The organism is Thermoleptolyngbya sichuanensis A183 (genome assembly GCF_013177315.1).
Taxonomy (GTDB): Bacteria; Cyanobacteriota; Cyanobacteriia; order Elainellales; family Elainellaceae; genus Thermoleptolyngbya; species Thermoleptolyngbya sichuanensis.
The window spans coordinates 5,046,666-5,065,709 of record NZ_CP053661.1 but is presented as its reverse complement, the minus strand read 5'-3'; the positions used below and the strand labels follow the sequence as shown (position 1 = coordinate 5,065,709).

The window sequence follows — 19,044 nt, the reverse complement described above, 5'->3', positions numbered from 1 at the left end:
TTTCGTTCTTCCTTTTTCCCTCTTCCTTCAAGTCCCTATTGCCTATCACCTTCTCACGCTGACGGCAAATCGCTCGATTCCGGCCAGGTCGGGATGAATCTGAACCGTGGCGTATTGCCCCGTGTTGCTGAGGAGTTGGGCGACGGCTGGGGCCTGACCGGCCATCATTTCCAGCAGCAAGAGTCCGCCCGGTTTCAGGTAGTGGGGGGCCGTGTGGACAATGTGGCGAATGCAGTCTAGCCCGTCGGGGCCGCCGTCGAGCGCGGCGTGGGGTTCGTGGCGAGCTACCTCTGGGTCTAGGTGGGTTAAATCACTGGTGGGAATGTAGGGCGGGTTTGAGACGATGCCCTGTAGCTGTCCGGCAAGGAAGGCTAGCGGCTCGAACCAGGAGCCTTGGTGAAACTGGATGCGATCGCCCAAGCCAGCAGCATCAGCATTTTGTCGGGCGATCGCCAGGGCGGGTTCACTCCAGTCAACCGCGTGAACCGTAGCCAGCGGAAAGACCGAGGCCAGCCCAAGGGCGATCGCCCCGCTGCCCGTTCCCAGGTCGGCCCAACGGCTGACTTCCTGAACCGGCCAGCCATATTGCAAGGCCGCTGAGTTTGCCAGGTCGATCAGCAGTTCTGTCTCTGGACGGGGAATCAGAACCGCTGGCGACACAGCCAGGTCAAACTCTCGCCAGGGAACTCGACCGACCAGATATTGCACGGGCACTCGGTCACGCAGCCGCGCCTGCCAAAGCCGGGTCAGGTCAGCCAAGGAACGGCTGAGCGAAATTTCTGGTGGAAACGGTGGACCCAGCTTCAGCAGCAGCGGCTCCACGTCGGCCCCCTGTTGCAGTAGCCAATCGACCTCTGCTGGACTGACCTGATGGGCGATCGCCGCCTGACGCGCCAATTGTCGCCACTGCCAGAGGCGATCGCCCGCTACCGTTTCCTTCACCACAGCTTCAACAGCAGGGACTAGCGGGTTCTGCCGCCGCTATTGCGACCGCCCCCGGCTGGTGCTGTGCCGCCATTGGGCTGCAACGTCCGGATATACTCCAGCGTCTCGCGAGGCGGCACCAGCACCACCTGATTCAAATCAGGATCATCGCTGCTTTGGAAAATCTGGATCAGCGTTTCCAAACTGGTCACTTGAACCCGCGTCCGACCTGCCAAACTCGGCTCTTGTTGGGTAATCCGGGTCACCATTGCCTGCAAGTCTTGCTGCGTAAAGAAAATCGGAATCACCCGCTGGTTCCCCTGCTGAATGGTGAGATAGCCACCGCCCTCCTGGGTCGATTCCAGGAAAAACAGCGGAACACCCTCGAAATTCTCAGGATTTTGCCGATTTTGCTGGAGTACCGTGCGGGCCGACTCGACCTGCTGACGCATGGGCACGAAGTAGAACCGCAGGGCATCATCGTCGTTTTGCTGGCGCACCGCCAGTTCAAAAATTTCCGCCAGCGAAACGGTTGTCACTTGCACCGAGTTGCCAAGCTGGGGATTGCGAGATTTCAGTCCCTCGACAAACTGCTGCGCGTCTTGACGGCTGATGAAGACCCCTGCGACGGGGGTGGCGTTATCTCCTTCCCCAGTTGTGGCAACGAGCGGGGTGCCATCGGCATCGGTAACTGCAAACACAGGGATGGGGCGGAGACGTTCCATGACTTGCTCGGTGGTCAACGCCAAGACGCGCAGCCCACCCGCTAATAGACCAGTCAACGCGATGCCGCTTGCTACTGCGATCGCCGCACTCCGTTGAAATAGTGACCTCATAACGACTTAATACTCCTTAATTACAGGCCCAAACGGACGTTGATTTGGGGCTTGTTTGGGTCATCGGGGGAAAGTTTAGACGGTTGCAGCAACGCCGCTCGTCAGAGATTTTTTCCCTGGCACCACCAGCGCCGAAAGTTGGATTCATTCTACAGGCAAGTGGGTCGAGTTAGCAGACTGCTTGTGCCAAAGGCAAGTTCCGCCGCTAAGAGGCACGTCTATTCTTCAAGAGGCAGATCTTTAAGAGGCAGATCTGAGGAGACAGGGTGATTGGCGGGGTGGAGTGGGGTTAAACGGTTGAAGTCAGTCACTCACCCTCACATTTCCTGCTTATCTAGCCCCTTGTTTATTTTTCCTTTTTCCTTTTTCCCTTTTCCTTTTCCCAATGTTTCTTGGAATTGACCTCGGCACCAGTTCCCTAAAAGCGCTGCTGATGAGCGCTGATGGAACCGTCATCGCTGAAGCTTCCCATCCGTATCCGGTGAATGCGCCCCATCCGGGCTGGGCCGAAAGCGACCCGCAGGACTGGTGGAACGCAGGGGCGATCGCCGTTCGGAAGGTGGTTCAGTCCTATGCTGCGCAGGTGCAAGCCATCGGGCTGTCGGGGCAAATGCATGGCGTGGTGGTGTGTGATGGGGCGGGAAACCCGCTGCGGTCGGCGATTCTCTGGGCCGATGGGCGATCGCACTATGAGCTAGAACACTATCGGGCGCTGGGAACTGAGGCGCTGCGGCCGCTGGCCAACCCGCTGACCGTGGGCATGGCGGGGCCGAGCCTGCTGTGGCTGCGGCAGGGAGAACCGGAGGTATATCGGATGGCCCGTTGGGCGCTGCAACCCAAAGACTGGCTGCGGCTGCGGCTAACGGGACAGGCGGCGACGGAACCCTCGGACGCTTCGGGTACGCTGATGGCGGATGTGGCAGCGGGAACCTGGGCGATCGCCCTGCTGGAGGCCCTGCACCTGCGAACCGACTGGCTGCCGCCAATTGTGGCTTCGAGGGCGATCGCCGGAACCCTGACCCGCAGCGCCGCCGAGCATCTAGGGTTGCCTGCCGATCTGCCCGTAGTGGCCGGAGCCGCCGATACTGCCGCCGCGCTGCTGGGGAGCGGACTAACTACGGCTGGAGATTGCCAGCTCACTGTCGGCACGGGTGCACAAATTACGCTGGTGGGCGATCGCCCCACCCTCGACCCGCACGGCTGCACCCACCTGTTTCATGCGGCCCTCCCGAATCAGTGGTATACCCTCGCCGCCATGCAAAATGCGGGGCTGGCGCTAGAGTGGGTGCGGCAACTGCTGGGCCTAAGCTGGGCCGACCTCTACGACCAGGCGTTTACCGTGGAACCGGGCTGCGACGGGCTGGTGTGCTTGCCCTACCTCACCGGAGAACGCACCCCCCACCTGGATCCCACCCCCACCGGGGCCTGGATTGGGCTGGGGCTGCACCACACCCGCGCCCACCTGGCCCGCGCCACGCTAGAGGGCGTTGCCTTTGCTATTGCTCAGGGCTTTGCGGCACTCCAGGCAACCGGGGCAAATCCCGATACCCTGTATCTGGCGGGCGGCGGCAGCCTGCATCCCCAGTGGCGACAACTTTTGGCCGATGTGCTTCAGCGTCCGCTACACAGCGTCGAAACCCAATCGGCCTCGGCCAAAGGAGCCGCTCTGCTGGCGCGGCTGGGAATCGGGCAAGATAGACAAATAGGAGAACCCTGGAAAGAGAAGCAGGCGATTCCTGGAGGGAGCGCGACGCAAATTGCCCCCGCCCCGCAGATCACCATTCCTAACTCCCCTTCCCCTGCCCTAGAAACCGCCCATCAGCGCTTTGCTCAACTTTATCCGGCAGTGCGATCGCAGCTTTGAAAGAAGGGTCAGGAGACAGAAGGCAGGGATTCAGGACGCACGCTCTGCCCGCTTTACTTTTCCCCCTGCCCATCCACAACCCAATCCTCTCCCATGCTCACCCCCGTCACCACCTGGTATCTGGAAATGCTCAGCCCAGAGTGGCTGCGCCCCACCCTATCCAGCCGTGCCGATCTAGTGGTCATGCAGGCCGAGGTTCCGTCGCCAGAGTTTAGCCGCTTTCTCTATACGGCAGTCGGGGGCGACTGGTATTGGCTCCAGCGGTTGTCTTGGAGCTATGAGCAGTGGTTGCGCTATCTCGATCGCCCGCAGGTGCAAACCTGGGTAGCCTATGTGTCGGGTACGCCAGCAGGCTATGTAGAACTGGAGGCGCAGCCCGATGAGAATGTGGAAATTGCCTACTTTGGGCTATTGGGGCAGTTCATGGGGCAAGGGCTGGGTGGACACTTGCTGACCGTGGGCACGCAGCAAGCCTGGAACATGGGGGCAAAGCGGGTGTGGGTGCATACATGCAGCCTGGATGGCCCCTACGCGCTGAAAAACTACCAGTCTCGCGGGTTCAAACTGTATGACCAGCAGGTACATTCCGAAGAGCTGCCGGAGCAGCCACCGGGTCCCTGGGGTTGAGGGTTCAGGGGTTAGCTTTCTTTGGTGGCGGCGATGGGGGCGATTTCTGGCTTGGCGGCTGGTTCTGGAGTGTGAGGATTTTCCTCGTCGTTAATGATTGATTCCAGCAGCGCGGGCGGCTCTTGGCTCAGCCGGCCCAGTTGCACCAGCTCGTAGTAGGCGTTGGACTCTACAGCCAGCAGTTCTTTCCGCAGGGTTTCGATGCCCAACTCAGCCAGGGATGGGTTTTGCTGACAAAGGGACTGGCTCTGCTGCTGCAACTTGTGCAATTCTGCTTCGATGGTGGACTGTTCGGCGCGAAACGCAGCGGGGTCGATGCCTGCGCGAGTGCCTGGCTGCTGCATATAGTCCAGCACTTTTTGCAGAGCGGTTTCCCGCGAGATGAGTTCTAGATACTGCTGCTGGATTGGGTTTGCCTGGATCAGGTCGAGCGCCTGCAACAGCGGCTTGACCGTGATGCCCTGCACCAGGATGGTGAAAAACACCGTGCCAAACACCACCGCGATTAGGGCATCTCGCTGGGGCACGGTTTCGGGCACGCTGAGGGCCAGCGCCAGCGCAACGCCACCCCGCAGCCCGCTCCAGCACAGCATGGTCTGGAGGTTCCAGCCGATATCGACAGTGGTGATGCGGTTGCTGATGGCCGTGAGCAGGGCGATCGCCACGACGCGAGTCACCAAAACAGCGGCGATCGCCACGGCAATGCCCGCCAAGCCCGACCACACCGAGTCGATCAGCAATTGGTCGCCAATCAGGAAAAACAGGATGGAATTAAAGAAAAAGGCGATAAATTCCCAAAACTCGCTGACCACCACCCGCGTCCGGGGGTTCATGCCCACCCGCGACCCAAAGTTGCCCATGATCAGCCCGACGGTGACGGTGCCGATCACGCCCGATCCGCCCAGGTTTTCGCCAATCAGATAGGCGGCGTAGGCTCCCACCAGCGTCAAGGACTGCTCTACTAGCGGCAGGTCAAATTGTTTGGTGATTAGCGAAATGCCAAAGCCCACCAGCAGCCCCACGCCCACGCCAATGCCTACGACCGAGGCAAATTCCACAATCAGGTTTTGCAGATCGAAGGTTTCTGTGCCCGTCGCCAGCCCCAGCAGCAGGCTAAAGGCGACCACGGCCGTGCCGTCGTTGAACATGCTCTCGCCTTCTACCAGCACCTTGAGCCGCGAGGGTGCGCCCAGTTCGCGTAGCAGCGTGCTGACTGCCACTGGGTCGGTCGCCGATAGACACGCGCCCGTCAGCAGTGCCACCGGCCAGAGAAAATCGGCCCACTGCGCCAGCGCAAACGCAATGCCCAGGATCGTCACCACTACGCCCAGCGTGGCATAGAGCGCGATGGGAACCAGGTTGCGGCGGAGTTCGCGCCATCGAATGTTCCACGCTGCCTCAAACAGCAGCGGCGGCAGGAAGATCCACAGAATTAGCTCTGGCGATGGCGAAAAGAAATGAATATCCAGCAGCGCTAGCCCCATGCCCGCGATCACCAGCAGCACGGTGTAGGGCAGCTTCCGCATCCAGGGGATACTCTGCGGCAGTACGGCGATAATCAGCGCCGCCGAGATCACCAGCAAAAACTGCTTTAAGTTTTCTTCAATCGAGACAGGTTCAATTAGGGATTCCATAGCGCAAACACATGAACCGACAAATGCAGTTTAGTGTAGCGTCTTTTCTCTGAAAGCCCGGTACTACAGGCCTCACTAACGCTCTAGTTGGGGTTTTCCAGGGTGTTGGGCGAGTTGGGGCGATCGCCCGCCCAGCCCCGTCATCAGCCGCAGTGCCAGAAACCGCAGCGGCCACAGCCCGGCCATCAGCCGCAGCGCCAGCCGTCGCGCCATCACCAGCGGACGCCAGCGGTTGGAGAAGGTGCGATCCAGCAGGTCGGTAAAGCCCAGAATTGTTAAGTTCTCTAGCTTTCGCCAGCGCTCGTAGCGCTTCAGCACGGGCAAGGTGCCCAAGTCTTTGCCTGTGGCGTGTGCCTGGGTTAGCACCTCTGCCAGCGCCGCTGCATCCCGAATGCCCAGATTCAGCCCCTGACCGCCGACGGGATGGCAACAGTGTGCCGCGTCGCCCACCAGCGCCAGCCGGGGCTGCACGTAGCGATCGCTCTGCATCAGCCGCACCGGGAACAACGCGCGATCGCCCACCAGTTCCAGCCGCCCCAACTGCCCGCCATAGCGTCGCTCTAGCTCTACCAGAAATGCCGATTCTTCTGTCTCTAGCAGCGCCCTGGCTTCTTCATGGGGAGCCGTCAGCACGATCTGGCAGCGGTTGTCGGGCAGCGGCAGCGTGGCAAAGGGACCACTCGTCCAGAAGTGTTCGCGGGCTACGTTGCCGTGGTCTTTTTCGGGGCGAATCACCGCCGTCACACAGGACTGCCAGTATTGCCAGCCGTGGGTGCCGATGCCCGCCGATTCTCGCAGGGGCGATCGCGCTCCGTCCGCCGCCACTAGCAGTTGCGTGGTGAATTGCCGCCGTTCGCTCTCCTGCTCCAAATGCAGAGTGACGTGATCGGATTTATAGTCCACCGCCACCAGCGTTGCGGGGCAGTGCCAAGTGAGGTTGGGCGTGTTGTCTAGGGCTTCGTAGAGCGATCGCAGCAAGACGTGATGTTCGCCCACATAGCCTAGTTCCGCTGTGCCTAGGTCTTGGGGCTGGAGCGTCACCACGGCGGGCGAGTCTTCGTCTGCCAGCCGGATCTGGCGAAAGGTGGCAATTTGCGGCAGAATTTTGTCCCATAGCCCCAGCCCTGCAAGAATGCGCCCCGTCATCAGGGTTAGCGCGTAGGCTCGCCGCCAGGAAAAGCCCGCCTCGATGGGCTTCGCCTCAATCACCGCCACCCGCAGCCCGGAATGTTTCAACGCGCAGGCCAGAGTTAGCCCGACGATGCCCCCTCCGGCGATCGCCACGTCATAATCCAGCCGATGGGTAAAACTGTCTACCGGAGAGGGTTGGGAAACGCTCTGCTGATTTGAAATTTCTAAAACCGAGCCAGCGTGGTCAACCAAAGAACGCGAATCTAAAACCATGTCGGAGCGCAAAAGGCAGATGAATAAGGGAAATTAAAAGTGTTAAGTAATTTAACTAATTCTATTGTGACGCGATCGCCCGCTTCCTTTCAAGCCAGCGAACCGAAATCGCATGGGCAGACCCAGCGTTCTCCAAACTTTCACCCCGCTACGACCTCGACGGAGGGGATGGAAATGGTGAGAAATGCAAGGAGTCTTCCCAGTAAAATAAGAGCTTTGCGGATGCCGAAATTACAAAACCCTTACAAAGCCTCACGCGCCACGCCGACCTCAACCCTATACGCTCAAATAAGACGCTTAAAGATAGACGCTTAAAGACGCTCTCAATTCAACGCTCTAGCTCACTATGCAGCCACTCAGCCCCACCGAACGCCTGATCAAAGCCTACGTAGACCTGGGCAACACGCTCTATCGCCAGGGCGACTTTGCCCAATCGCTGTCCTATTTTCAGCAGGCGCTCGACGCTGCGCCAGACCTGAGCGCGTTTCAGAAGGCGCGGCTGCTCTACAACATCGGCGTGTCGTATCTGAATATGGGGGAGCGCGATCGCGCCATTGGCTACTTTCAGCAGGCGCTCGAACTCTGTCCTGACCTGGCCCCAGCCCGCGCCGAATTGCAGCGGATTGCATACCAGGATGACGTTCAAGCCAAGGGCTATGAGTTTACTCAGGACTGGTTTAGCCGCAACGTCTGGCTCTGGCAGGAACAGCTTCAGGCATTGGCGGGGCGGGAAAACCTAAATGCGCTGGAGATTGGCAGTTGGGAGGGGCGATCGGCCTGTTGGCTGCTGGAAAATGTGCTGACCCATCCCACGGCGCGGCTGACCTGCGTCGATACCTTTGCGGGCAGTTCCGAAAATCTGTCGCTGGATCACGACACCGAGGGCATCGAAGCCCGGTTTGATGCGAACATTGCCCGCACTGGGGCTGCCGAGAAAGTGACCAAGCGAGTCGGGGTATCCAAGGATGTCGTGCGATCGCTCCCCCTGGATTCTTTCGACTTTATCTATGTCGATGGCTCTCACCACGCGCCCGACGTGATGACCGACGGCCTGCTAAGCTGGCTCGTCCTCAAACCCGGCGGCATCCTCATCTTCGACGACTACGACTTTGGGCTAACGGGCTACGGCACCAAAGAGGCGATCGATGCCTTTCTCGCCACCTTCAAGAGTCAGCTTGAGCTATTGCACCAGTCACACCAGGTCGCCGTGCGAAAGAAGGCGTGATGGGTCGGCTGAGAGCCAGGTTAAACTTCCACCTCTACGCTATCTAGCACGCGCCAGACTTCCTGAAGCAGCGCCTCCAGACCCACTCGGGCCACCGCAGAAATCTGGAACACGGGTAGACCGCTGAGGCGGTGCAGTTCAGCGGCGATCGCCTCCGCCCGTTTCCGCTCACCCCCCAGCGCATCGACCTTATTCAGTGCCAAAATTTGCGGGCGATTGGGCAGGCCGCGGCCATAGGCTTCCAGTTCGTCCTGAATCACCTGGTAAGCGGCGATCGGGTCGTCTTGTGTCGCGTCAATTAGGTGCAGCAGCACGCGCGTCCGCTCGATGTGTCGCAAAAAGTCGTGCCCCAGTCCTGTGCCCAGGTGTGCTCCCTCGATCAGCCCTGGAATGTCGGCAAACACTGTGCCGTCGCCCGTGGGCTTGCGGACGACCCCCAGGTTGGGCACCAGCGTTGTGAAGGGATAGTCGGCAATTTTGGGTCGCGCCGCCGACAGCGCCGAAATCAGCGTAGACTTGCCCGCATTGGGCAGACCAATAATGCCCACCTCTGCCAGCAGCTTTAGCTCCAGACGAATGAGGCGCTGTTCACCCGGAAGCCCTGGCAGGGCCTTCTCTGGGGCGCGGTTAAAGTTATTGAGAAAATGCTTGTTGCCCAGCCCGCCCTTGCCACCCTTGGCGACAACAAGCCGCTGGCCGGGCTGCACCAAATCGCCGAGCTGTTCGCCGGTTTCGGCATCGTAAACCATCGTGCCGCAGGGGACGCGAATCAGGCGATCGCTCCCCGAAGCCCCGGTCATATTCTTCGGGCCGCCGCGCTGCCCGTCTTCTGCCTTAAACTTGCGGGCATAGCGAAAGTCGAGCAGCGTCTGCAAATCCGTCGCTGCTTCTAAAATCACCGAGCCGCCGTGCCCGCCGTTGCCGCCCGACGGCCCGCCCGCAGGCACGTATTTCTCCCGGTGAAAGGCCACCAGCCCATCGCCGCCTTTTCCGGCCTCAACTTCGACTTCCGCCTGATCGATAAATTGCATTCCCACTCTTGCCAATCCGCTTTTCTGATGGTATCTGAATCCTTGCAAGTCAAACACCTCGGCGAACAGGGCCTGCTCCGTCGCATTCAGACCTTTTGCCCGGCGGGGATGGTTGGCGACGACGCGGCCCTGCTGACGGTTTCGCCGGGGCGATCGCTCGTCGTCACCGAAGATTTGCTAGTGGATGGCGTTCACTTCAGCGTCGGGCTGGCCTCGCCGGGCGTGATCACCACGTCGCCTGCGGATGCGGGCTGGCGGGCCGTAGCGGCGAACCTGTCGGATCTGGCGGCGATGGGCGCTGCGCCGTTGGGCATTACCGTGGGGCTGGGGCTGCCCGGTGATCTGCCTGTGGACTGGATCGAGCAGCTTTATCAAGGCATGACCGACTGTCTGAGCCAATTCAACACGCCGATTGTCGGCGGGGATCTCTGCCGATCGCCCGTGTTTACCGTGGCGATCGCCGCCTTTGGCGAAGTAGACCCAGGCCATGTCCTGCGTCGCGCTACGGCCCGACCGGGCGACGTAATTTGGGTCACGGGCCCCCACGGAGCCTCTCGCGCTGGTCTGGAGTTGTTGATTCATCCTGAGCAAGGCGAGGGCCTCACCGAGGGCGATCGCGCTGCCCTGATCCGCGCCCATCAGCGTCCTTTGCCCCGGCTGGATGTGATGCCGCTGTTGCGGGCCTGCGGGGCCGCAGGAGAGGGGGAGACTGACGGGAAAGGGCGCTTCAACCCCCCAACTGCCCCGCTCACTGCAATGGACAGCAGCGATGGACTCGCCGACGCGGTGCTGCAAATCTGCCGGGCCAGCGGCGTGGGCGCGGTGCTGCATCGCCGCCAGATTCCGCTCCCCGTGGGGCTGGTGGACTGGGTGGGAGAACCGCAGGCGATCGCCTGGGCGCTGTATGGCGGCGAAGACTTTGAACTGGTGATGTGCCTGCCGGGGGCGATCGCCCAAGCGCTCCAGGCTCAGTTGCCGGGTTCCGCCATTGTCGGCGACATTGTTGCCGGCCACGATGTGATCTTGCGAGACGAAACGGGCGAAACCCCCGATGAGTCTCTCCGTCTCGACCAGGGGTTTCAGCATTTTGGAGATTAGGGGTCAGCCCCTGCTCTCTTTATCCTGCGTAGCGTGCCTCGATCCAGCGCCGCATTTCGTCTTCAGAATCGGTCGAAAAGTGGCGATCGCGCTCTGGGTCATAGGCGTGCCAGTCCACCTGCCCGCTGGCATGTCGGGTCTGCCAGACGCGCAGTTCTGGCGCTTGGGTCAACCAACGAACAAATCCCTGCCATGCATTGCGCTGGCGCTGAGCGGAATCCGCCGTGGGAGTAAACTGAGTCGTCGCGGCTGCTTTGAACTGTTCAAGCTGCTTCAGACTCAACGTGAGTTGAGTAGCGAGGTCATCGGATGGCTGCGTCGTGCGTTGCGATGACACGGACTGAGTTTTCCCACGGAACAGAACCTCAAAGCCATGAGCAATCGGCGTAAAGAGATTGATCGATTTCATAAATTCAACCTCCAAACTGAACTCAACAGAACTTATGCACTTTCGATAAGCTCGGTTTTTGGACAATTTCTTGCGGGCGCAGCCCGCGAGAAACTGTCCAACTGCGTAAGTCCTACTCAAATTAGGAATATCCATCCGTGGAATGCCTTCTATATCTAGAATAGAAGGTGGATTTGGGAATGCACAGCCTGAATCAAAGGTGGAACCGCTTAATAAACTTAAAAACGAAGCAGTTTTTGCCCTATGAGCTTGGAAATAGAAAGGCTCCTAGATGACACAGGCTGGGCGCTGCTGCGATCGCTCCAAGACGATGCGCGGCTGTCCTACAGCGAACTGGGGCGGCGCGTTGGGCTGTCGGCTCCGGCGGTGGTCGATCGCATCCGCCGCATGGAGGAGTTGGGCATCATTACGGGCTATCGCGTCGAACTGGATTTGTCTAAACTGGGCTATAGCATCATCGCGTTTATGCGAATCGAGTCGTTTCCGGGCGAGTTTGCCCGCCTGAGCGATCGCCTCCAGTCCATGCCCGAAGTGCTGGAGTGCCACCGCGTCACGGGCAGCGACGATTACATTGCTAAGGTTGCCGTGGCCTCCGTGGCCCATCTAGAATCCCTGATCGACCGATTTACCAATAGCCAGGTGACAACGCTCATCGTCCTCTCGTCCCCCGTCACCCGCCGCACCATCGATCACGGTCCCCGCCATCCCTGACTCTTTTACTTGATGAACTTGCTAGGACACATTCATGGCTAAAGGAGAGTTTATAAGCTCGGCAGTGGCTCAACCGACGGTCAAGCTGGGGCTACCCACCATGTTTCGGCTGGGTCTGTTTCAGATGGGCCTGGGCATTATGTCGCTGCTGACGCTGGGCGTGCTGAACCGCGTCATGATCAAAGAACTGGCCCTGCCCGCAACCATCGTAGCGGCGACCATCGCCATGAACCAGTTTGTTGCGCCATCGCGGGTGTGGTTTGGGCAACTGTCCGATTCCAAACCGCTGGGCCAGAGCCACCGCACCGGCTACGTCTGGCTGGGGGCGGCGCTGTTTACCACGGCTTCGTTTCTGGCGGTTCAGGTGGTGTGGCGGCTAAACAACAGCATCCAAGCAGCGGGCTGGGGCTTTGCGACCTATGCGTGGATTGCGCTGCTGGCGCTGGTGTTTGCGCTGTATGGGCTGGCCATTAGCGCCAGTTCTACGCCTTTTACGGCGCTGCTGGTGGATGTGTCGGATGAAGACAACCGTCCGAAGCTGGTGGGCATTGTCTGGTCGATGCTGATGGTGGGGATTATTGTGGGGGCGATCGCCTCTAGCGGGCTGCTGCGACAGATCGACTCGGACGCTCCCCTAGAACTGGTGCGGGCTTCGATTAACCGGATCTTTCTAATCATTCCAGCAATCGTGTTTGGGCTGACGCTAATTGCCACCTGGGGCGTTGAAAAGACCTTTTCGCGCTATCGATCGCGCTCGATGATTGCCGACCGGGAAGACAGCATTACCCTGGGGCGATCGCTCAAGGTGCTAACCGCTAGCCGCCAGACGGGGCTATTCTTCAGCTTTTTGATGATGATGACCCTCAGCCTGTTTTTGCAGGAGTCGGTGCTGGAACCTTACGGCGGCGAGGTGTTTGGTATGTCTATTGCCGAATCCACCCGGCTCAACGCCTTTTGGGGACTGGGCACGCTGATCGGCATTGCCACGACGGGCTTTCTGATCGTGCCGCGCATTGGCAAACACCGCACCGCAAAACTGGGCTGCTATGCTGTCGCCGCCAGCTTTGTGCTGATCATCCTGGCGGGCTTTTCGGCCAATCCTCGGATGCTGAACCTGGCGATGCTGATTTTTGGACTAGCCTCCGGCGTGACGACCAACGGCGCAATTAGCCTGATGCTGGATTTGACTGCGGCAGAAACGGCGGGTACGTTCGTCGGCGCGTGGGGGCTGGCGCAGGCCATGTCGCGGGCGGTGGCGGCGGTGCTGGGCGGTGCGGCGCTGGATGCGGGGCGGGTGCTGTTTGGGTCGCCCGTCCTCGCCTACAGCTTTGTGTTTGCCCTGCCCATTTTGGGAATGCTATTTGCCGTGCGCCTGCTGGATCGGGTGAACGTGCAGGAGTTTCAGCTCAAAGCCAAAGAGGCGATCGCCGCTGTGCTTCAGCAAGAGCTGGATTAGGCTCTATGAGGCTTCAATCCATGCCCCAATTCCCCATCGTCTGGATCGTCATGGGTGTCGCAGGTTCCGGCAAGACCGTCGTGGGGCGGCGGCTGGCGCAGTGGCTAGAGTGCGATTTTCTGGAGGGCGATCGCCGCCATTCCCCAGCCAATATCGCCAAAATGCAAGCCCAGATTCCGCTCGACGAGGGCGATCGCCGCCAGTGGTTGCTGGATATGCAGGACGACATTCAGCGGGCGATCGCCCTCCGCCGCGAAACCGTAATCACCTGCTCTGCCCTCAAGCGGGCCTACCGTACCCAACTCGCCGCGCCCGGTGGGGTGCAGTTGGTTTGGCTGGATGTGCCCCCAGCAGAGCTAGAGCGGCGGCTATCCAATCGCCTGAACCACTACATGAAGCTGGAAATGCTAAATAGCCAGCTTGCCGCCTTTGAACCTGTGTCTGCCGAAGAGGCCGTCATCCGAATCGACGGCAGTTTGCCCCCCGATGCCATCGTGGCAGACTGGCTCCGTCAGGCAACCCAGCAGTTTCCGGCTCTCAATCTCCCCTGGTGGCAGCGCCTCCACCCAGAGAGTCCCAAACGCGACCCATAGAGATTTCCTATGAACCGGAAAAGTCTGCGAGAATCGAAGCAAGAAGTCTTGCACCACCGCCAATCGCCAGGATGCTAACCGGATCAATCTTGCAACAGTTGAGGGATGCTCACCAAGGCAGCCAGTCTCAGGGCAAGCGCCCGCTCAACTTTGGAGTTTATTACAAAAACACGCTCGTCGCCCTATGCCACGCGCTAGAAGACTCGATTTTGGAGCATGACTACTCGCCGCTGATGATTACGGCATTTCAGCGGGGCAAGTGGTATTTGCAGGAAGCCGACCGCTATGGGCAGATCGCCGAAAAGTCTCCGCAGATCGTGATTCTGGCAGCAGACGATGCGGGCTTTGCCGAACACCCCACCAGCCAGCGGGACAACGTGGCGCTGGTCAGCCTGGAGGATGCCGACCCGGTGGCGCAGGAGTGGCATTTGATTATCGTTTCGCCAGACTATACGGCAATGGTGCTGTGCCAGGAGTTGGCGGAAGCAGACTATCTCAAAGCAGGCGTGCCGACCCATGACCTAGAGCGCAAGTTCTACGGACTATGGACCTTTGAGCCGTCGCTGGTGCTGGAAACGGCGGAACTGGCGATCGCCCACATTGGCCGCTATAACCCCCAGCTTCAGCAGCAGTTGACCCAGCAACTCAGCGCGATCGCCGCCCAAGTCCAGCAGGTCGACGCGCTCTGCAGCTCCCCCACAGCCGACAACCTGGGCGACATCGTGACGCGGGTGGTGGACTATCTGCAAACCCATCAGGCGGCAGACCCCCAGGCAGAGTTTCGCGATCGCTTCTCGGTCAACGACAACCTGATTTCCAACGAGCTGCAAGCCTATTTGCGAATTGCCCAACTGATCGACCTGACAGACCTCAGCAACCCGATGGCCGCCGCCGAAGTGGCGACGCTCACCGAGGCGATGGGGAATTTGCTCGACCTCCCTGCTTGGCAACTTCATCGGCTCCAGTTGGCCAGCCTGCTGCACCGCATTGCGCGGATCGAGTCGGGGGGGCCCGTGCTAAGTCCGGGCGCGTCGTCTCGGTATGACGAAGACGCGACGGTGCCCCTGGCCTGTCCGCTGATTCCGGGAACCCAATTGCTGCGGCGGATGAACCGTCTGAAGGCGATCGCCACCATTCTCGCTCACCACACCGAACGCTGGGATGGGCGTGGCTATCCGGCCGGGCTACGCGGCGATGAAATTCCCCTAGAGTCGAGAATCCTGGGGCTGGCGATCGCCTTTCAAGCCCACGTCACCCATCTCAATGCCCAGCCCAGCGCCGACCCCCTGCAAAACCTGACCATCGCCCTCGACCAGTGCAAAGCCGAACAGGGCCAGCAATGGGATCCCAAGCTGGTGGAAACACTGTCGCTGCTGATTGCCGGAATCCAGCAAGGACTCAGCCTGCCTGCGGCATTGCCCAAAATCGCCTCTGGACTGTGGCTACTCGACTCCCACTCGGAGGAGGATGTGCTGGGGCTGTCGCAACTTTCCAGTCCTGTCGAAGCGCCTTAGCATCCTGGTTTGCACAGGGTTCTGGTTTGCACAGTGCCCAATTTGCATAGTGTCTAATTTACATAGTGCCCCGGTTTGCATCCTGTCCCCCTTTGCATCACGTCCCGGTTTGAACGCTCTGAACCGCCCATGAACATTAAAGAAATCCACGCCGGAACCCTAAAGCAGCTTGCAGGAGCCGACCTGCAAGACGAAGACCTGGCAGGCGCAGACCTGTCGCGGGTAAACTTGGCCGGAGCCAACCTCACCGGAGCCAGCCTCACTGTCGCCAAACTGAGCGGGGCGCGGCTCGACGGGGCAAACCTGATGGGCTGCGACCTCAGCCGCGCCGACCTGCGGGCCAATTTTCTCGGCGCAAACCTGATGCAGACCAACCTCAGCGAGGCCGACCTGCGCGGCAGCAACCTGCGCGGCGCAAACCTGATGCAGGCAAATCTCACCCGTGCCGTGTTCACGGGCGCATTCCTCAGCGGTGCCAACCTGATGGGCGTGAACCTGAGCGGGGTCGATCTGCGCGGGGCAGACCTGCGCGGCGCAAACCTCAGCAACGCCAATTTGCAACACGCCAACCTGCGGCAGGCAAACCTGCAAGGCGCAGTGTTAACCGAAGCGAACCTGGAATCTGCCGACCTCCAGGACGCGAACCTGGCTGGAGCCAACGCGGTCGGCGCAAACCTGCTCTGCGCTGAACTAGAAGGCGCGAACCTGGACGGGGCAAATCTGTCGGGGGCCTGCGTGCGGGGGACGAGGCTGGATGGGAAGAACGAAGAGGGGAGAGGGAAGAACGAAGAGGGGAGAGGGAAGAACGAAGAGGGGAGAGGGAAGAACGAAGAGGGAAGCGTGACAAATGGTTCTCCATCCTTCTCGTGAAACGAAACTGCGTGGGTTGATGCAAAAGCTGGGTCTGTCTGCAATGGCTCCGGTGGACTTGGGGCTGCTGGATCAGGCGCTGACCCATGCGACGGCTTCGGCTAGCAAGAACTATGAGCGCCTGGAGTTTGTGGGCGATGCGGTGGTGAAGCTGGCGGCGGCGGAACTGCTATATGAGCTATATCCTAAGCTGCCGGAGGGAGAACTGTCGGCGTTTCGGGGCATCATGGTGAGCGATCGCACGTTGGCTACCATCGCTGATCAGTACAACCTGGAGCGCTACTTGCTGATGGGAGCCGCTGCCTATGCAAATCCGGTGGGCAGAGAAACCCGTCTGGCAGACGCGCTAGAGGCAATGGTGGCGGCGTTTTACCTCAGCACCCAGGATCTCAGCCTAATTCGCCCGTGGCTAGATGGCCACTTCCGGGCGATCGCCGCTGACATTGCCCAAGACCCCACCCGCCAAAATCACAAAGGCGCACTGCAAGAAATTACCCAAAGTCGCTATCGCGCCCTGCCAGAATATCGCGTGACCGAAGTAGGGCAAGACTACGGCGATCCGGAGCGCTTTGTCGCAGAGGTTTGGATTCAGGATCAGTGTGTGGGAATCGGGAAGGGCCAGTCTAAAAAAGCAGCGGAGCAGGCGGCGGCACAACAGGCCTATCTCAAGCTAAGCCAACAGCCTCCGCTTTAGCTGGATGAGACCCATCGCATTCAGCCAGAGGCATAACCCTTCTGCCTGCACTCAATAGGTGCTTGAAACTTGCGCCGCAGGTTTCGAGAATTTTGATTTGGAGGAAGTGGTATGAATCCGATTCGCCAGGGTGATGTGATTTTGACCCCTGTGGAGTCCAGCGAGTTGGCACAGCGGCAACCCGCCCTGTTAGACCGAGCGCAAAGACTGAACCATTTGACGCTGGCAGAAGGAGAGGTGACTGGACATCGACACCGCATTGCGGACGGCGAGGCGGAGCTATACGAACGCAATGGCACGTTGTATCTCAGTGTCCGGTCGGAGTCTGCCCGATTAGTCCACGAAGAACACAAGCCGATTGATATTCCAAGGGGCCTTTGGCAGGTTCGGATTCAGCGCGAGTATGTGGGAACGGAACAGCAGCAGGTCGTTTTTCGTTCTGTGGAAGATTAGCCGAGCGAGAGGATTCCAGCCATGACCGATCTGCGGACTCCGCTTACGCCTGAACAGCGATCGCGCTTGCAAGCTTGCCGCCAAAAGTGGGTTGACCTGGCCCATACAACGCAACCCGTCGATGCCAAGCAGGTGACAGAGCGCGTGCTGGAGTTTTATGCGGCGTTTGGGCAGCCAGCCCCTAATGTTGTGGTGTGCCCAGGGGTGATCAGCGCGATGACCGATGCGCTGACCTATCGCCCACTGGGCCAGCGATTGCAAAAAATGCGCTCTAACTGGGAAGAGTGGGTATCAACAATAGGGGTGGCAATCGTCGTCGGCACAATCTGGGGCGGCGGGGCGGTGGTGTTTATCAGGTGTCTGCTGACTGCTGCGGTGTCTGAACTTGAAGGAAAAGCGGTGGATGATTCTCTCAGGCTGCTGACCCGCATTACCCTATGGGGAACGCTGCCTGCTGGAATTGCCGCAATGTTTTTGTTGGGCGTTTTGTGTTCGTCTGTGAGCGCTCTGGTGACCACAGTCTGCGATCGCCATTTTCTGAAATGTACCGAGCGCTCCGTCTATCAGTCGGGGTTCCGCAGCCCCAGGGCGCAAGCCGACCCCAAATGGCGGCAAGTGGCTGATTGGGTTGGCACGGACTGGCGATCGCCCCTGCACGGGATTAACTTCTGGCAAGTCTGGATACTGTGGGAATTTCAGAGGCTCCACTGGCAGTTTCCGGAGTCGATGTTGCGAGCCGTCTGGCAGATCTGCATTAATAGCGATCGCCCCCAGGATGAACTTTATAGCTCGCACTTCGCCAGAGACTTTTTGAATCGTCGTGATTTTGAGGACTGGCAGGCGCAGGCTCGACGAGCTGATCAACGCCTGTGGACGGAGGCTCAATGGCAATTTGTGCTATCCAACGGCTCATGGCGTAACGCTCAGTTGCTAGCACGATTCTCGCTGGAAATTAGCCTGCTGGCTCCCTATTTCACGATGCTGGATTTTTGCGAGGCGGAACTGGGCTATCAGCCTGACCCGGTTCGCTGGAAGGCGCTGCGCCACCTGATGCAATCCACGGGCTATGTGATCGCAGGGGGACGAACCTGCTGGGTGGGCGATCGCCCCATCTGCCTCAAGTGCGATCGCCAGGGCCGCTTCCACGCAGACGGACAGCCTGCCCTCGCCTTTGCCGATGGCGCACGCCTCTATGCACATCACGGGGTTTTCCTGCCGCCCAAGTATGGACAGACTCCCATTGCCCACTGGCAGCCCCGCTGGCTCCTCCAAGAAACCAACGCAACCCTGCGCCAGATTTTGATTCAAGGCATTGGCTATGAGCGCATCGCCCGCACACTCCAGTCTCGCAGCGTCGATTGCTGGCGCGAGTACGTGCTTTGCCGCATCCCGACCCATCCAGACGTGGAGCCGTTTTTGCTGCTCCAGATGACCTGTCCCAGCACCCGGCAAATTCACGTCCTTCGAGTGCCGCCGACCCTGCGAACCGCCCGCGAAGCTGCCCGCTGGGTCAACTGGGACATCGACCCAACCGACTTTGCCATTGAAGCCTGAGCCACCGATCGCAAAATGGCGATCGCAGTGTAAAAAACATCCAAAAGTTTACTGAAGCATCTCCCAAAATTTACGGAAGTTTTTCACGGAATCCCCTGGCAAATGCCTGAATGGATCAGTGGAGTTCTGTAGATGTGCAGGTGCAAT

The 19,044-nt window shown here is 59.8% G+C and carries 18 protein-coding genes; 12 read left to right on the top strand and 6 right to left on the bottom strand.

Annotation, left to right across the window (positions count from 1 at the left end):
• Window positions 1-45: 45 nt before the first annotated feature.
• Together prmC and HPC62_RS20990 are read right to left on the bottom strand one after the other, a co-directional pair.
• On the bottom strand, window positions 46-945 hold the full coding sequence (gene prmC, locus HPC62_RS20995; RefSeq protein ID WP_172358371.1) for a peptide chain release factor N(5)-glutamine methyltransferase: 900 nt from the start codon (window positions 943-945) through the stop codon (window positions 46-48).
• Between the two features lie 17 nt (window positions 946-962).
• A complete protein-coding gene (locus HPC62_RS20990; protein WP_172358370.1) occupies window positions 963-1,760 on the bottom strand; it encodes a Tic22 family protein in 798 nt (265 codons plus the stop codon).
• 385 nt (window positions 1,761-2,145) lie between these two features.
• Between HPC62_RS20990 and xylB the strand changes: the two genes are divergently transcribed.
• Both xylB and HPC62_RS20980 read left to right on the top strand, forming a co-directional pair.
• The gene (xylB, locus tag HPC62_RS20985) at window positions 2,146-3,624 is read left to right on the top strand and encodes a xylulokinase (RefSeq protein WP_172358369.1); all 1,479 of its coding nucleotides are present in this window, start codon (window positions 2,146-2,148) and stop codon (window positions 3,622-3,624) included.
• Between the two features lie 93 nt (window positions 3,625-3,717).
• Entirely contained in the window at window positions 3,718-4,251 is a 534-nt protein-coding gene (locus HPC62_RS20980) for a GNAT family N-acetyltransferase (protein ID WP_172358368.1), read from the top strand.
• A gap of 11 nt (window positions 4,252-4,262) precedes the next feature.
• On the opposite strand, the gene HPC62_RS20975 is transcribed toward HPC62_RS20980, so the two are convergent.
• Entirely contained in the window at window positions 4,263-5,885 is a 1,623-nt protein-coding gene (locus HPC62_RS20975; RefSeq protein WP_172358367.1) for a cation:proton antiporter, read from the bottom strand.
• 75 nt (window positions 5,886-5,960) lie between these two features.
• Window positions 5,961-7,289 carry an FAD-dependent hydroxylase gene (locus HPC62_RS20970; RefSeq protein WP_172358366.1) on the bottom strand — a complete coding sequence of 443 codons (1,329 nt, stop codon included), beginning with the start codon at window positions 7,287-7,289 and terminating at the stop codon, window positions 5,961-5,963.
• A gap of 346 nt (window positions 7,290-7,635) precedes the next feature.
• On the opposite strand from HPC62_RS20970, the gene HPC62_RS20965 reads away from it, so the two are divergent.
• Complete coding sequence (locus tag HPC62_RS20965) at window positions 7,636-8,514, top strand: class I SAM-dependent methyltransferase (RefSeq protein WP_172358365.1); 879 nt, start codon at window positions 7,636-7,638, stop codon at window positions 8,512-8,514.
• Window positions 8,515-8,534: 20 nt separating this feature from the next.
• Here HPC62_RS20965 and obgE read toward each other — a convergent pair whose 3' ends face one another.
• Window positions 8,535-9,545, bottom strand: coding sequence for a GTPase ObgE (gene obgE, locus HPC62_RS20960; protein WP_172358364.1), 1,011 nt, complete (start codon window positions 9,543-9,545; stop codon window positions 8,535-8,537).
• 27 nt (window positions 9,546-9,572) lie between these two features.
• Here obgE and thiL point away from each other — a divergent pair, with 27 nt between their 5' ends.
• Window positions 9,573-10,643, top strand: coding sequence for a thiamine-phosphate kinase (gene thiL, locus HPC62_RS20955; RefSeq protein WP_172358363.1), 1,071 nt, complete (start codon window positions 9,573-9,575; stop codon window positions 10,641-10,643).
• 19 nt (window positions 10,644-10,662) lie between these two features.
• On the opposite strand, the gene HPC62_RS20950 is transcribed toward thiL, so the two are convergent.
• A complete protein-coding gene (locus HPC62_RS20950) occupies window positions 10,663-11,052 on the bottom strand; it encodes a hypothetical protein (protein ID WP_172353200.1) in 390 nt (129 codons plus the stop codon).
• 243 nt (window positions 11,053-11,295) lie between these two features.
• Here HPC62_RS20950 and HPC62_RS20945 point away from each other — a divergent pair, with 243 nt between their 5' ends.
• The 8 genes from HPC62_RS20945 to HPC62_RS20910 all read left to right on the top strand — a co-directional run bounded on the left by HPC62_RS20945 (window position 11,296) and on the right by HPC62_RS20910 (window position 18,897).
• The gene (locus HPC62_RS20945; protein ID WP_172358362.1) at window positions 11,296-11,763 is read left to right on the top strand and encodes an Lrp/AsnC family transcriptional regulator; all 468 of its coding nucleotides are present in this window, start codon (window positions 11,296-11,298) and stop codon (window positions 11,761-11,763) included.
• A 34-nt stretch (window positions 11,764-11,797) separates the two neighbouring features.
• Window positions 11,798-13,219: a BCD family MFS transporter gene (locus tag HPC62_RS20940; RefSeq protein WP_172358361.1), complete on the top strand. Its 1,422-nt coding sequence runs from the start codon at window positions 11,798-11,800 to the stop codon at window positions 13,217-13,219.
• 5 nt (window positions 13,220-13,224) lie between these two features.
• Window positions 13,225-13,812: a gluconokinase gene (locus tag HPC62_RS20935; RefSeq protein WP_225906809.1), complete on the top strand. Its 588-nt coding sequence runs from the start codon at window positions 13,225-13,227 to the stop codon at window positions 13,810-13,812.
• A gap of 71 nt (window positions 13,813-13,883) precedes the next feature.
• Entirely contained in the window at window positions 13,884-15,326 is a 1,443-nt protein-coding gene (locus tag HPC62_RS20930) for a DICT sensory domain-containing protein (RefSeq protein ID WP_172358360.1), read from the top strand.
• 129 nt (window positions 15,327-15,455) lie between these two features.
• Window positions 15,456-16,196, top strand: coding sequence for a pentapeptide repeat-containing protein (locus HPC62_RS20925; RefSeq protein WP_172358359.1), 741 nt, complete (start codon window positions 15,456-15,458; stop codon window positions 16,194-16,196).
• Window positions 16,174-16,890 (top strand): ribonuclease III, encoded by a 717-nt coding sequence (gene rnc / locus HPC62_RS20920; protein WP_172358358.1) that lies wholly within the window; start codon window positions 16,174-16,176, stop codon window positions 16,888-16,890. The genes HPC62_RS20925 and rnc overlap by 23 nt, the downstream gene beginning before the upstream one ends.
• 111 nt (window positions 16,891-17,001) lie before the next feature.
• A complete protein-coding gene (locus HPC62_RS20915; RefSeq protein ID WP_172358357.1) occupies window positions 17,002-17,343 on the top strand; it encodes a hypothetical protein in 342 nt (113 codons plus the stop codon).
• 21 nt (window positions 17,344-17,364) lie between these two features.
• The gene (locus HPC62_RS20910) at window positions 17,365-18,897 is read left to right on the top strand and encodes a DUF6745 domain-containing protein (RefSeq protein ID WP_172358356.1); all 1,533 of its coding nucleotides are present in this window, start codon (window positions 17,365-17,367) and stop codon (window positions 18,895-18,897) included.
• Window positions 18,898-19,044: the final 147 nt, after the last annotated feature.

Bases quoted from the DNA above. Each gene is read 5' to 3' on its own strand.
- HPC62_RS20990 (WP_172358370.1), bottom strand. From the start codon at position 1,760: ATGAGGTCACTATTTCAACGGAGTGCGGCGATCGCAGTAGCAAGCGGC.
- xylB (WP_172358369.1), top strand. From the start codon at position 2,146: ATGTTTCTTGGAATTGACCTCGGCACCAGTTCCCTAAAAGCGCTGCTG.
- HPC62_RS20980 (WP_172358368.1), top strand. From the start codon at position 3,718: ATGCTCACCCCCGTCACCACCTGGTATCTGGAAATGCTCAGCCCAGAG.
- HPC62_RS20975 (WP_172358367.1), bottom strand. From the start codon at position 5,885: ATGGAATCCCTAATTGAACCTGTCTCGATTGAAGAAAACTTAAAGCAG.
- HPC62_RS20970 (WP_172358366.1), bottom strand. From the start codon at position 7,289: ATGGTTTTAGATTCGCGTTCTTTGGTTGACCACGCTGGCTCGGTTTTA.
- HPC62_RS20965 (WP_172358365.1), top strand. From the start codon at position 7,636: ATGCAGCCACTCAGCCCCACCGAACGCCTGATCAAAGCCTACGTAGAC.
- obgE (WP_172358364.1), bottom strand. From the start codon at position 9,545: ATGCAATTTATCGATCAGGCGGAAGTCGAAGTTGAGGCCGGAAAAGGC.
- thiL (WP_172358363.1), top strand. From the start codon at position 9,573: ATGGTATCTGAATCCTTGCAAGTCAAACACCTCGGCGAACAGGGCCTG.
- HPC62_RS20950 (WP_172353200.1), bottom strand. From the start codon at position 11,052: ATGAAATCGATCAATCTCTTTACGCCGATTGCTCATGGCTTTGAGGTT.
- HPC62_RS20945 (WP_172358362.1), top strand. From the start codon at position 11,296: ATGAGCTTGGAAATAGAAAGGCTCCTAGATGACACAGGCTGGGCGCTG.
- HPC62_RS20940 (WP_172358361.1), top strand. From the start codon at position 11,798: ATGGCTAAAGGAGAGTTTATAAGCTCGGCAGTGGCTCAACCGACGGTC.
- HPC62_RS20935 (WP_225906809.1), top strand. From the start codon at position 13,225: ATGAGGCTTCAATCCATGCCCCAATTCCCCATCGTCTGGATCGTCATG.
- HPC62_RS20930 (WP_172358360.1), top strand. From the start codon at position 13,884: ATGCTAACCGGATCAATCTTGCAACAGTTGAGGGATGCTCACCAAGGC.
- HPC62_RS20925 (WP_172358359.1), top strand. From the start codon at position 15,456: ATGAACATTAAAGAAATCCACGCCGGAACCCTAAAGCAGCTTGCAGGA.
- rnc (WP_172358358.1), top strand. From the start codon at position 16,174: ATGGTTCTCCATCCTTCTCGTGAAACGAAACTGCGTGGGTTGATGCAA.
- HPC62_RS20915 (WP_172358357.1), top strand. From the start codon at position 17,002: ATGAATCCGATTCGCCAGGGTGATGTGATTTTGACCCCTGTGGAGTCC.
- HPC62_RS20910 (WP_172358356.1), top strand. From the start codon at position 17,365: ATGACCGATCTGCGGACTCCGCTTACGCCTGAACAGCGATCGCGCTTG.